This window comes from Neobacillus drentensis, assembly GCF_036965645.1.
Taxonomy (GTDB): domain Bacteria; phylum Bacillota; class Bacilli; order Bacillales; family Cytobacillaceae; genus Neobacillus; species Neobacillus drentensis_D.
This window is the reverse complement of sequence record NZ_JBALPZ010000001.1, coordinates 1-13,168: the sequence shown is the minus strand read 5'-3', so window position 1 is coordinate 13,168 and position 13,168 is coordinate 1. Positions and strand designations below refer to the sequence as shown.

The window sequence follows — 13,168 nt, the reverse complement described above, 5'->3', positions numbered from 1 at the left end:
TCTCATAAATTTTTGGATTACTCTTGGGAAAAAGTACGCTCCAAAAAAGGCACAAAAAAATGCCTGCGCCCAAGTCTTGAACCATTTTGATAAAAATGATTTATCATAACCATTATTTATTGAGACTAATATAAATGTGATGAAAATTGACATGCAAAGCGCCATACAAGCTGCAAAAATAATATTTTTGTATTTTATATCAATATTAATGATTCTCCTACACATCCTTCTCATAGAAAGTATATCTTTGACAATTAGTTATATATTATCACCTGTATTCACATTAGTGAAACGAATATTTATAATAGAAGTATTAGGATTTCTAATATAAGGGAGTTACAAATAGTGAAATCATATTATGCTTTTATCAAGGCAATTGAAACAGGCAGTTTTACAAAAACAGCTGAAGAACTAGGTTATACCCAATCTGCCATTAGCCAAATGGTGTCTTCGTTGGAAGAAGAACTTTCTACGACTCTTATTTTACGCTCACGAAAAGGAATTTCACTAACACCAGATGGTGAAGAGTTTTTGCCTTATATAAAGAAGATTTGTAACTCACATAGAGAATTGATTGAAAAGCTTAATGAGATGCAAGGGCTGCAGAGTGGATTAATTCGAATTGGTACGTTCTCCAGTGTTACCTGTCATTGGTTACCTGGATTTATAAAGGATTTTAAGGAGCTGTACCCATCTGTCCATTTCGTATTACATCAAGGTAACTATACAGATATCTCTAATTGGATTAAAGAAGGAACTGTTGACTTTGGCTTTGTGAATTCAAGTGCAGGATCAAATCTAACTGTCACTCCTTTACAAGAAGATGAACTGCTTGCCGTATTGCCAATAAATCATCCTTTAGCTAAATACAGCAAAGTCTCATTGAACGAATTAATAAATGACCCCTATATATTATTAGATGAAGGGGTCATAAATGATCCTTTAACAATTTTTAACCAGAACAACTTTGAACTGAATATTGAGTACATAGTACACGATCCTTATGCGATTATGTCGATGATAGAACAAGAACTTGGTATATCTATTTTACCAAAACTTCTATTAAACCGATGTCCGTATAAACTCATAACAAGACCGATTTCGCCGCCCGTTGTTCGAAAAATTAGTCTTACATACAATGATAAAAAGGTTCTGCCAATAGCAAGCAGATATTTTATTGACTTTGTCATCGATCGATTTAGAGAGCAGAAGAATAGCCAAAACCTTTCCTGCTAAATATTAATTAAAAAGGAGCTGTTTTAGATTGACTCTTTTATTCAACCTAATACCAGCTCCTTTTATCGATTTATTTATAACATATTGGCCGTAAACCTGTCATACATATGAGGCGCTCTAACTTGAAGGGATCGCACGGTAATTCGTAACAAGTGTTTAGGACTTTTTTATTTTTTGACCTCTTTCTACCATCTGAGGTGGTTCTTCCATCCACCCATTTTGAATCATTATTTTTGCACCTTTATGAGCATATTCAAATGTATCTTTCATAAAAGCAGTCATTTTTGCTGATAAATCATTTCGTAAACTGAATGCTGTTCCTAATGAGTTTCCACCCATAGCAAAACTGCAAAAAAGACTTGTACAATACATCATTATTTTATCAGAGAATGGAGAAGTGGTGGAACGAGTTGCATTACCACCCGATAGTTGAGGTGTTTGTATTCCACTTTCCAGTAAGGTTTCGCTTAATACCTTTAGAATACTTTTAGAAAGTTCTGCTCCTTCGTTAAAGAAGTTTTTTACTTCTCTCTTACTTCACATTGCGCAAAACCGATAATCATCTGCAGCCCCATTACGTTTGATTCAATTGAATGATGGATATGAGCCACTTCTACCGTATTTAAGGCCCGTTTTTCATAAAAAGGATTAACTGCAAGTCCTCCCAAATAATTTATATCCTTAACAAACTCAACGGATGTTGGCATTGAAACATAAGGAGGTCGAGCAATCATTCCTTTTTCAAGCAAATATTGAGTGCAATGATTGTAATACATTTGCATAATGGAAGTAAGTTCTTTATACATCAATACAATATCTTCCCGATAACTCATAGATAAATTAAGTGAATGCAATCCCATACTAATTTCTTTTAATAATCGAATAAAAATTATGTCAAACCCATTGTCATATAACTTTGGTGCCTCTTTGTTAACATCTTGAGAAGTAAATCCTACTGGAATAACAGCACCTTCATTTTGAAAGATTGCTGTTATTTTACCAACATACGGGTTTATTTCTTTATATAAATTGGACATAATATCCTTAGCCTTTTCATCATCGGCCTTGTCTATAAAATATTCCAACATTCGTAGGATCATCGTTTTTTCTTGATATGTAATCCATAATGTGCCTAGCTCAGATGCTGTTATGGCTGGCTTATCAGACATTTTATGTTCCCCCTACTATTTTCTAAATTTAGGGTGAACTTAAAATCACATAATCATTCAATTTTATACGTTTTATTTTCTCCAGACAAGGAAGATTAAAAAGGAACATGTTCTAATAATGTAAGAAAATAATTCAAAAAAAGTTAGAAAGTAAATCCAACTATTAATAGGTTATAAAATAATAAATAAGCAAAAAAAAATAGGAAAACACATTTCCCTCTTGGATCATGTGCTTTCCTATTTATATTTTAGGTCCTTGATTTTAGTGTTATTGACCTCAACAATGAGACTTAAGAACCTTGGTAATGGAGTTATTTCTGCACTATCTGAATAAGGTTGCCGCATGTATCGTCAAAGACAGCAATAGTGACTTCCCCCATTTTTGTCGGTTCCATTGTAAACCTCACGCCTTTTTCCATTAATCGATTGTACTCTTCGTGAATATCTGCAACACCAAACATGGTTGCTGGAATGCCATCGGCAAATATCTTCTTTTGATATTCCTTTGCAGCAGGATGGGCATCCGGTTCAAGTAAAAGCTCGGTTCCGTTTTGTCCCTCGGGGGATACAAGCGTTATCCACCTATATTCTCCAACGGGTACGTCCACCTTTTTTACAAACCCAAGCTTTTCTGAATAAAACTCCAGTGCCTTGTCTTGATCTTGTACAAATATACTAGTAACAATGATTTTCATTCTGTTTTACCTCCTTCGATATTTTTGAAGCAATACTGTAAGGTATTCTGCAATTACAATATTTCAATATTAGCTGTAATTTGTTTGTTTTTTTTGCTTGTTTAGATAAGCATAACAGAATAATCATTACGATTAAATACCTTAAAGAAGACGTCTCAGTATAACTCCTCCTTGAAAGTTTAAGTACAAATTCACACTCTTTTGCTAAAACAAACCGTTCCCCATAAGGAAACGGCTTGTTTATTATTAACCCTCTAATTTTTGGNNATGTAGAAGCTAGTATGATTACCATACTTACTACTCCTATCCCTACAAGAGTTGATACAGATGAACTCCAGGTTAATCCTTTTCCGAAGAAGAACATTTCACGTAAACCTTGTATCATAAATCGCATTGGTAACCATGAATAAATCCACTCTCGATAAAATGGAGACATCATTTCTGGAGCCATTGAAAGCAAGGGTGCTCCAAAAAATAACAATAGGGCAAAAAGAGCGATACTTCTGATACCCAACCACGAAAGTACAGCTGAAATCATTAGGAAAAAGCTAAAGGAGGTAATTGATAGGAATAAAGCTGTTTCTGTAAACTGTGGAATTTGAAGTCCTACCATATCACCTGCCAGCGAAGTTAAACCAAATCCAACGACAAGGGAAACAATGGCTCCTATTAAAATTTGTCCTATCCTTGTGGTGAGGTAATCTATCCGATTTGTAATTGATAATTTACTAACAGCCAAAAAGATAATAGCAGCACTTGCCAAACTTCCTATCCATAATGGCTGAAATAAGGAAACTGGAGAATTTCCGTTTGCACTATTAGTCCCTATTTCATTAACATTAGTGACTTTTTTTGTAATAGGAGTTGCTAGACTTGCAGCTTGCTTCGCTGTTAATGTTGCTCCTTGCTTTTCAAATCCCTGAAAGAGTTGGGTACGAACATTATTGTTCATATTGTCAACAAGTCCATTCAAAATCTGTCCCGCCACGCTAGAGGCTGCTGTATTCATTCCCTGATTGATATATATTTGAACTTCAGGTGAAGAAGGTGCTAGTGTCCTTAATGATGCCTGCTTAGCACTGAAATCCTTCGGAATGACTAATGCTGCATAATATTTTTGATTATCCATTCCTTTTTGTGCTTCCTCTGCTGTTTTTACTTCAATCCATTTTACAGCAGGGTCTTCATCTGTTGTTGCTTTTGAATTTTTTTTCATTGTTTCAACGATTGTTTGACCCATATTCATTTTTGGTTGGTTAGAAATTTGTACTCCTTGATCTGCGTTAACAATTGCAATGGGCAAATTTTTAGGTTGAGGTTGAACCGATGGAAAAAGTGTTAGTGAAAAAATAAAAATAACTATGAATGCGATAATGGGTGAAACTAATAAAACTTTATTTTTGAACATTAATATTTTCCTCCCTGTTTTTTTGATATAATAACAAACACCGTGTTGTTTATTATATTTCAAATTTTATAATTGAATCCTATTCTGTTCAATAATCAAAAATGGCAGATGTGTTGGTTATGGAACATCTTTTATTAATGTGTTGGATAAAATTAAGGAGGAAGCAGCTTGCGAGATAATACTACGGATTTACGGGTCATTCGGACAAAAGAAGCAATCCGAGATGCACTAGTTGAGTTGATAAATGAAAAAGGTTTCGAAACCATTACTGTTAAGGACTTAACAACTAGAGCAAAAATTAATAGAGGTACATTTTATGCACACTATCAAGACAAATTTGATTTAATGACCAAATGCGAAGAAGAGATTATGCTTGAGATGTCCAGACTTGCAAAAAAGAATTTACCAGGTGTTATTGCCGCACTTGAGACTAACTCACCGACTGCAACACCATTTTCCCTTGCAGTTTTAATATTTGAGTTTCTTGATCAAAATAGTGGTTTTATGGAAGCTGTATTAGGTCCAAAAGGCGATTTAACCTTTCAAACCCGGCTGAAAGATTTTATGTGGAAAACCCTGTTCGGAAATGATTCAAACGCACTTATTAAGGAGGAAAATTTACTTGTTCCAGGACAATATTTAGCTTCTTACATTGCTTCTGCACATATAGGAGTCATTCAACAATGGTTGAATAGCGGCAGGGAAGAATCCCCTCAAGAAATGGCAGAAATCCTATCTACCATAACTTTTAATGGACCCTTCTTTGCTGCTGGTTTGAAAAAGTAAACCCCCAAAAAAAAGGGAGACTATCTAAAAAAAAAACAGGTAGTCTCCCTTTTTTATTTATATGCTTATTCAATTATTGTTGCTTTTGGAAAAAACGCATTATACGCTTTTGTCGGATTAGCAAACCATTCAGCAATTTCGTTTGCTTTTACTTGGTTCTGTGCACCCTGAAGTAGCAATTGAACAACATGCTCAGGTAATGGTTTCGTCATGGCATTTGTCCATTCAGTTACTTCTTTTACATAATGTTTCGTTCGATTCCAATAACACTCTCCTAATTCTACGTCCCACTTAGAATTTTTGTATTCCGTAAGGGTTTCATACAATTGTTCAGCACAGTAAGAAGAGAGATTACAGCCTTGGCCCGTAATAGGATCGTTTAAAAATACACTATCGCCACAGCCAACTACCAGCTTATTTTTAACCATCAGATATGGCTTTCGAATAACAGGGGTTAAGGCTGTTTGGAGGAAGCCATTTTCATCACATAAAGCAAAATTTTTTCCATCAATTCGGTTATAAATTTCCGGGAAAAACTGTTGAACTGCACTCCTCATTTTAAGAGTAAACTCTTCTGCACTTTTAATTCCTTTAAATATGTCTAAATCGCTGTTTGGTAGTGCCATTATGAACAGTATGGTAACAGGACCATGTTCTGTTATTGCGGGTATCTCAAACATTTCACCCAACTCAGGAAGAACCGTTACACATACTCCCAAAGGGGTGTTTGCTTTTATACCTTTGAAATAACCTACGATACATTTTCTCTGAGGAGTTTGAAAAGGAGACAGATCCTCTTCAATCGGAAACGGCAAAAGTGGTCCTTTTTTCCCTGTACAATCTATAACTAAATCAAACTCATCTATAAGTACTTCCACACTTTCTTTTTCTACCTTTTCTAGACGGAAGGAAACTCCTTTTTCTACAAGATCTTTAATAGTATGAGAGTAATACAAACGTTGATCAACAGATAATGCCGGTTCTTGCAATTTTCCTACAAATAGTTTTTGATTTCCAATCGTAATATGAATACTTTCAATAAGAGTTTGTTCTCCCCATTTTGGCTCATAAAAGCGTTTTTCACGAGTCCTTGTTGATCCAAAATGCACCTGGGTAGACATGATTCGGCCTTTCCTAATCTGATCTGGTGATTGACGTTCAATGACTGTAATATCAAAGTCGTCCTTTAGAGCATAAGCTAGGTGCAGTCCAGCTACGCCACTACCAATAATACAGAGTCTTTTTTTCAACAATCTCACTCCCTTATTAGAAAATTCAGCATTCTCCAGGCTATTTGGTTGAATGTCAAGTTACAATATATGTTCTAGTCCAGTAAAACAATTTTTCTAACATTTTCCTCTAAATCTAACTATTACCTATTTTATTGAAGACTAATTCTCATGTAAATGGTTCTTTAGTGACAGTATTTGTATTATAGACCGTAAAGTAAATTAAGGGCTAAAATCACCTTAACATTAAATTCCAAATAGTGTGATCTAACAGACGTTTGGAACTTTTTTGAAATAGTTTTTTTTTGGTGAAAGCATTGAAAAGAATAGACAATAAAGTTATTTAATTTTTAAACCTCAAACACACATAACCCCGTTCTGATTTTAGGACGGGGTTAAAATAAGGTTGTTAAATTTTTGAAGTAAAATACTTCACTGCACTTATTTTTTTACTTCATGCCAAGCTAACTGAGGTCTTTCAATTGGATATCCGTTTTCTTGACGATATCTTTTACGCTCTTCAGTAAAATCAAACCAACTTTTTTCGCTATCGGGATGTTTGGCATAATGTACAATACATCTTAAAGAATCTTCCACACAAGGGTCTTCCCAATATCCATAAAGTGCTTCCAAACGATTAATTAAATCAGCACCATCTTCGTTTTGTATCTCTTCAAGAGAATAATAACCTAGATCAATTACTCGTTGAGCGACTTTGGGACCGATAGAGGGTATCAATTGGAATTGAGCGAGACCACGGAGGTATTTAGTTCGTTCAAAAGAAGTTTGTAAACACTTGGATAAACGTGAAATGTCCATACCGGGAATCTCTTTTAATTTTATTTTACACATTTTTAATTGTACTTTTTCTTTTGGTGTTAATGGAAGTTTGGGAGAAGAAATTTTCATATGATTTCACCTACTTTTCAGATTGACAGGATTACAGCCCAACCCTATAACCGTTAAACCCCACGTTTTCATCCCCTAAGTCCTGACGATAAAAGACCTTCAGGTTATATAGAATAGAACCTATATCTATACAACATGCGGGTAGTAAACTTTTTATAGAAAAATGTTGACAAACTATTAACTGGTTTAGCTCAAATTAAAAATAACTACCATAGTTAGATAATTTCGATACCTAATTCCATGTACTTGTTTAAATTATGACTTAGTGGACCGTCTTCCGTAATTAAGTAATCAAGTTCTGAAACTGGACCAACTAAGTAATTGGAAATAGTATTAAGTTTACTTCTTGTTACCAGGGTTGCGATCTTATTTGAACTTTTAATCATCTGACGTTTAGCATAAGACTCTTCTATATGAGGGATGCTAATACCAAAGTCAGGGTGCAGGGAATACACTCCTAAAAAACAGAGATCGGCTCTAATATTTTTAAGCACATCAATTACTTCCATTCCTACTGTCACAAAAGATTCCTTAAAGAAGGTTCCTCCCAAAAGTATGATATCTGTATTTGGATGTTTTGATAATGCCAAACTAATAGAGGGACTATTCGTAATAATGGTCCCTTTAAACTCCAATGGAATTTCTTGAGCCAGAAAAAGATTTGTTGTACTTCCATCTATTAAAAGAACTTGTCCATCTTTAATAATTTTCACTGCTTTTAAAGCCAATTCCTTTTTTGCATCTATATTTTCTTCAGTTCTTTCAGAAAAAGTTAAAGCACTCGCTGAAGCAGGAATTGCCCCGCCGTGTACTCTTTTGAGAAGGCCAAATGAATCCATTTCCCTTAAATCTCGTCTAATTGTGTCCTCGGAAACATCCCATTTCATGCTTAATTCTTTAGCAACGACTTTCCCTTCTTTTTCAAGTATTTGTAAAATTTTGCTTTGCCGTTCTTTTCTAAGCATAACAATGATCATCCTCCGTGTTTTTGCATGTTTTTTCTTATATTATATTATTTTTTCTGGCATTCACCAATTTTATAAAAATCTAACGAAATTTTTCTTGTTTTTTCTTGTTTATGGAGATAAAATATTCTCAAATACGAAAAAACTAGCATCAAAATGCAAAAACAAGAATTCATTGATGCAAGAATCCTAATGCTCACTTTTTGTATTAACTTAAATCCCACGAAATTAAAGGAGGAAAAAAAGATGAATAATAGTATTGAAACACTAGCTGTAAATACGATTCGCACCTTATCAATTGACGCGATCAATAGTGCGAATTCCGGTCATCCAGGTCTTCCTATGGGTGCTGCTCCAATGGCATATGCACTCTGGGCACATCATCTAAATCATAATTCTGCAAATGCAAAATGGTTTAATCGCGATCGATTTATTCTTTCTGCCGGACACGGATCTAGTTTGTTGTATAGTTTGCTTCATTTAGCTGGGTATAATGTTTCTTTAGAAGATTTAAAAAGTTTTAGAAAGCTTAATAGCAAAACACCTGGTCATCCCGAATTTGGGCACACAGATGGTGTTGAAGCGACCACTGGTCCTTTAGGGCAAGGGATTGCAAATGCAGTAGGAATGGCGATGGCTGAAGCGCATTTAGCTGCAAAGTTCAATCAGGATGGATACCCTGTAATTGACCATTATACATATGCTTTAGTTGGCGATGGAGACTTAATGGAAGGCATCTCTTATGAGGCCATGTCTATGGCCGGTCATATGAAACTAGGAAAATTAATTGCATTATATGACTCCAATGATATTTCTTTGGACGGTGAATTAAATCTTTCATTTTCAGAGGACATTCAAAAAAGAACAGAATCTGCTCATTGGCAATATTTACGAGTAGAAGATGGCAATGATGTTGCAGAAATCTCAAAAGCTATTACATTAGCTAAACAAAATACTAACCAACCAACTTTGATCGAAATTAGAACCACTATTGGATATGGAAGTCCCAAAGTGGCAGGAACAAACAAGGCACATGGAAATCCACTTGGAGCAGAAGAAGCTCGTGCAACAAAACAGGTATATGACTGGCACTATGAAGAGGATTTCTTTGTACCGGAAGAAGTTAAAGCTCATTTTGAAGAGCTAAAACAAAGAGGAATTAGCCAAGAACAACAATGGAATGCATTATTCCAGTCTTATCAAGAGACATATCCTGAATTAGCAAAGGACCTGCAACATGCCATCACGGGAGAGGTTTTAATTAATGCGGAAGACATCCTGACATTTGAAACAGGTAAAACAATCTCAACCCGTGTAGCAAGCGGAGAAGCCATTAACCATTTTGTAAAATCAGTTCCTTCTATTTTTGGAGGAAGTGCAGATCTTTCTCACTCCACCATGACAGACATAAAGGAAAACGCAGCATTCGCAGTAGAGTCATTTAGCGGACGAAATATCTACTTTGGTGTCCGGGAACACGCTATGGGAGCAGCTGGCAATGGTTTGGCTCTTCATGGCGGGGTAAAGCCTTTTGTTAGCACATTCTTTGTTTTCAATGATTATCTCAGACCGTCCATTCGTCTGGCAGCCTTGCAAAAGCTTCCAATCACTTATGTATTTACTCATGATTCGATTGCGGTTGGTGAAGATGGTCCAACTCATGAGCCAATTGAGCAGCTAGCTTCTCTTCGTGCAATCCCAGGGCTAACCGTGATTCGCCCATCAGATGCAAACGAAACTGCAAGTGCTTGGGCTTATGCACTAAAACAAACAGAAGGTCCGGTTGCCCTAGTACTAAGCCGTCAAAACCTGCCTGTGTTCCAAGAAACACAAGCCAATTTAGACAACCTTTCTAAAGGAGCTTACATTTTAACGCAAACAAATGACCAACCAGAGGTTATTTTGATCTCTACCGGTTCAGAAGTGTCATTAGCCATTAACGCGAAAGCTGAACTTGAAAAGGAAAATGTATCGGTTCGCGTAGTCGCAATGCCAAGTTGGGAACTTTTTGATCGTCAACCGAAAGAGTACAAAGAGCTTGTCTTCCCTGCTTCTATTACGAAGCGTGTGGCACTAGAAATGGGCATCTCTCTTGGATGGGAACGCTATGTAGGATCAGAAGGGAAAGTATTATCTATTGAAACATTCGGTGCTTCAGGAACGGGCACTGGAGTCATGGAGCTATTTGGATTTACGACAGAAAATGTTGTTCGAACTGCAAAAAGTCTACTGTAATCTAAAAATGGAGGAAATATACGATGAAATTATTTATTGATACTGCAAATCTTGTTGATATTAAAAAGGCATATAAAATTGGTGTTTTATCAGGTGTTACAACCAATCCTTCCCTAGTTGCTAAGGAAGGCGTAAAATTCGAAGACCGCATTGAAGAAATCTGCAATGCAGTTCCACAAGTAGAGTCTGTTTCCGCTGAAGTAACTCCAGAGGCCATTACAGCTGATGAAATGATTGCCCAAGCTGAAGAGCTTATTAAAATTAACGGCGGAGATGAGAAGATTACCATCAAGCTTCCTATGACTTTAGCTGGCTTAGAGGCTTGCCGTTATCTTGCTGATAAAGGCGTTAAAACAAATGTCACACTTATCTTTACAGTAAACCAAGCACTATTAGCAGCTCGTGCTGGTGCAACATATGTATCTCCATTTTTAGGCCGCTTAGACGATATTTCCGAAGACGGTGTCCAATTAGTATCAAAGATAGCTGAATTGTTCCGCATTCATAATTTCGACTCACAAATTATTGCAGCTTCTGTTCGTCATCCGGATCATGTAACTCGTGTAGCAATGGCAGGTGCACATATTGCAACGATTCCATTTTCAGTCATTGAGCAAATTTCTAAACATCCACTAACTAATCAAGGAATCGAAAAATTTGCTGCTGATTGGGAAAATACTCTTAAAAACTAAGTTAAATAAAAAACACGACAGGTATTCCCCTGTCGTGTTTCTATTCGTAGGATTTCTTCAACTCTTGCCCTCGTTTGTTCAAGAAGGAAGTTTAGATTCTATTCCTGTTTAATTGCTTTTTAGCTTCTTTCTCTATGGTTACAATTATAGCAACCTTACTTAAGTTTGAAATATTATCTCCATATCGATAATCATCGAGTATTTCGCTTATGTTGTAGTTTTTCATTCTCTATTTTTCCAACATTAACCATTTGGTTTACGCTTACATTGCTGGTATACTAGGAATTGGCTGCAAAAGCCACCTGAAAAATTACTACACGGTTTGGACAATTGGCGCCGTTGTTTCCACCGAATGACTTGAGTGATTGCTTTTACCTTCTTTAAATCAGAAAATTCGATTAATTTTTTTACTTATGATTAGGAAACCGCCGTTTTCAATAATCAAAATAATCACGACTGGTTGCTAATCAGTCTTATAGCTAAGATTCTGTTAAAGTACCCGTTCGTAATATAAGGTTAGCCAGATTTTTTAAAGTATACCCGTTGTATAGGACATTTTTAAAAAGGTTATGCCACATTAAGGAGATGATTTCTGTATTCAACAGGGGTCATCTTCTTTAAATTCCATTGGTATCTAAAATTGTTATAGTAATTCATATAGCTTCTAATTTCCTGTTTAAGTTCGTTTAAGGTTACACACGATTTTATATTTGCTTCATCTTTAAAGTGACCGAAAAATGACTCTTGTGGAGCGTTATCCCAACAGTTTCCTCGTCTGGACATTGATTGGCCTAACTTTAATTTTTTTACATACTTCTGAAAAGTAGGGCTAGTATAGTGTACTCCTTGATCCGAGTGAATAAAGGCTCCTTCTGCAAGCTTTACTCGTCTATTTTTCTTTAACTTTACTAAAGTATTAGTAACTAAATCTAATGTTAGACGATCTGAAACATTATAGGCTAATATCTCATTAGTTGAACTATCCTAAAAGGGTACAAATAAGCCTTTTCTCCCTTTCCGTAATATAAATAAGTAATATCAGTAAGTAAAACTTTACCTGGGATATCTTGTTTAAAATCTCGATTTAGTAAATTCGGAAGAACAGTAAGTTCTTGGGTTGCTTATAACATCTTCTTATAAGGGTTCGGCCTTCTAATAGGGCATACAATACTATATTTCTTCATAATCCTTCGGATCCGTTTTAAGTTATAGTTTATATGAAACTGCCCTTTTAACGTCATTTTAATTTGTCGAGCACCTTTATTACGTCGTTTAAATTGGAACGCCTTTAAAATATTTTCTCTTAAGATTAAGTCATCTTTTTCACGGTGATTTCTGTTTTCCTGGGACTTCGGAGAAAAATAATTATAATAACCCGAGCGTGAAACTCCAGATATTTCGCATAAGAAACCAATCATGTTTTTAAGATTATACTTTTCAATTACAGAACGAATTAAGAGGAATTTCTCCTCAGCTGATACTTTTACATGTTTTTCTCCAGCCCCCTTTCTATCATGTCTAACTTTTTTAGCAATTCATTTTCAGCGCGCAACAGATTAATTTGAGCTTCTAATTTTGCGTTTTTTTCTTCTAAACTAAGATCTCTTTTAATCGGTCTCCCTGAATTATCATGACGTGTGTCGCGAAGTCCCAATACCCCTGATTCGTTATAGGTAGCCCGCCATCTAGCAGCGGCTCTATTTACCCTAACGATTCCAATGATATCGACATCAAAACCGTTTTCCTCAAAAATCAGCCGTGGTAATTTTCCATTCTCACTTTCAGTAATAAAGATTCTTTTAAATTCATCAGTGTATTTAATTCCTTTTATACTTACGGATTTG

11 protein-coding genes and 2 pseudogenes are annotated in these 13,168 nt (G+C 35.6%); 4 read left to right on the top strand and 9 right to left on the bottom strand.

Translation table 11 applies throughout. The annotated features are described in order from the left end of the window. On the bottom strand, nt 1-153 hold a 153-nt coding region (locus V7266_RS00065; RefSeq protein ID WP_335465078.1), incomplete at its 3' end, for a DUF2798 domain-containing protein. A gap of 192 nt (nt 154-345) precedes the next feature. Between V7266_RS00065 and V7266_RS00060 the strand changes: the two genes are divergently transcribed. Continuing rightward, nucleotides 346-1,236, top strand: coding sequence for a LysR family transcriptional regulator (locus tag V7266_RS00060; protein WP_335465065.1), 891 nt, complete (start codon nt 346-348; stop codon nt 1,234-1,236). Nucleotides 1,237-1,392: 156 nt separating this feature from the next. Here the strand turns inward: V7266_RS00060 and V7266_RS00055 are convergent, their stop codons facing one another. The 4 genes and pseudogenes from V7266_RS00055 to V7266_RS00040 form a co-directional block, all read right to left on the bottom strand. Next, nucleotides 1,393-1,719: a DUF3231 family protein gene (locus V7266_RS00055; protein WP_335465077.1), complete on the bottom strand. Its 327-nt coding sequence runs from the start codon at nt 1,717-1,719 to the stop codon at nt 1,393-1,395. Nucleotides 1,720-1,757: 38 nt separating this feature from the next. Then, entirely contained in the window at nt 1,758-2,405 is a 648-nt protein-coding gene (locus tag V7266_RS00050) for a DUF3231 family protein (RefSeq protein WP_335465063.1), read from the bottom strand. A gap of 311 nt (nt 2,406-2,716) precedes the next feature. Continuing rightward, complete coding sequence (locus V7266_RS00045; RefSeq protein WP_335465061.1) at nt 2,717-3,100, bottom strand: VOC family protein; 384 nt, start codon at nt 3,098-3,100, stop codon at nt 2,717-2,719. A 250-nt stretch (nt 3,101-3,350) separates the two neighbouring features. Continuing rightward, nucleotides 3,351-4,508, bottom strand: a pseudogene (locus V7266_RS00040) (YhgE/Pip domain-containing protein); the annotation flags it as partial. A 168-nt stretch (nt 4,509-4,676) separates the two neighbouring features. On the opposite strand from V7266_RS00040, the gene V7266_RS00035 reads away from it, so the two are divergent. Next, the gene (locus V7266_RS00035) at nt 4,677-5,294 is read left to right on the top strand and encodes a TetR/AcrR family transcriptional regulator (RefSeq protein WP_335465060.1); all 618 of its coding nucleotides are present in this window, start codon (nt 4,677-4,679) and stop codon (nt 5,292-5,294) included. A 65-nt stretch (nt 5,295-5,359) separates the two neighbouring features. Here V7266_RS00035 and V7266_RS00030 read toward each other — a convergent pair whose 3' ends face one another. From V7266_RS00030 to V7266_RS00020, 3 genes are all read right to left on the bottom strand, one after another. Next, on the bottom strand, nt 5,360-6,553 hold the full coding sequence (locus V7266_RS00030) for a styrene monooxygenase/indole monooxygenase family protein (RefSeq protein ID WP_335465058.1): 1,194 nt from the start codon (nt 6,551-6,553) through the stop codon (nt 5,360-5,362). A gap of 411 nt (nt 6,554-6,964) precedes the next feature. Further along, on the bottom strand, nt 6,965-7,432 hold the full coding sequence (locus V7266_RS00025) for a helix-hairpin-helix domain-containing protein (RefSeq protein WP_335465056.1): 468 nt from the start codon (nt 7,430-7,432) through the stop codon (nt 6,965-6,967). Between the two features lie 215 nt (nt 7,433-7,647). Beyond that, a complete protein-coding gene (locus V7266_RS00020) occupies nt 7,648-8,397 on the bottom strand; it encodes a DeoR/GlpR family DNA-binding transcription regulator (RefSeq protein ID WP_335465055.1) in 750 nt (249 codons plus the stop codon). Between the two features lie 246 nt (nt 8,398-8,643). On the opposite strand from V7266_RS00020, the gene tkt reads away from it, so the two are divergent. After that, nucleotides 8,644-10,632, top strand: a complete 1,989-nt coding sequence (tkt, locus tag V7266_RS00015; RefSeq protein WP_335465054.1) for a transketolase — start codon at nt 8,644-8,646, stop codon at nt 10,630-10,632. A gap of 23 nt (nt 10,633-10,655) precedes the next feature. Next, nucleotides 10,656-11,324, top strand: a complete 669-nt coding sequence (gene fsa, locus V7266_RS00010; protein WP_335465052.1) for a fructose-6-phosphate aldolase — start codon at nt 10,656-10,658, stop codon at nt 11,322-11,324. 567 nt (nt 11,325-11,891) lie between these two features. Here the strand turns inward: fsa and V7266_RS00005 are convergent. Further along, nucleotides 11,892-13,168: pseudogene (locus V7266_RS00005) on the bottom strand (IS3 family transposase); the annotation flags it as partial.

What these genes read in the sequence shown, in the direction of transcription:
- V7266_RS00050 (WP_335465063.1), bottom strand. Translation starts at nt 2,405, where the DNA reads ATGTCTGATAAGCCAGCCATAACAGCATCTGAGCTAGGCACATTATGG.
- V7266_RS00045 (WP_335465061.1), bottom strand. Translation starts at nt 3,100, where the DNA reads ATGAAAATCATTGTTACTAGTATATTTGTACAAGATCAAGACAAGGCA.
- V7266_RS00025 (WP_335465056.1), bottom strand. Translation starts at nt 7,432, where the DNA reads ATGAAAATTTCTTCTCCCAAACTTCCATTAACACCAAAAGAAAAAGTA.
- V7266_RS00020 (WP_335465055.1), bottom strand. Translation starts at nt 8,397, where the DNA reads ATGCTTAGAAAAGAACGGCAAAGCAAAATTTTACAAATACTTGAAAAA.
- tkt (WP_335465054.1), top strand. Translation starts at nt 8,644, where the DNA reads ATGAATAATAGTATTGAAACACTAGCTGTAAATACGATTCGCACCTTA.
- fsa (WP_335465052.1), top strand. Translation starts at nt 10,656, where the DNA reads ATGAAATTATTTATTGATACTGCAAATCTTGTTGATATTAAAAAGGCA.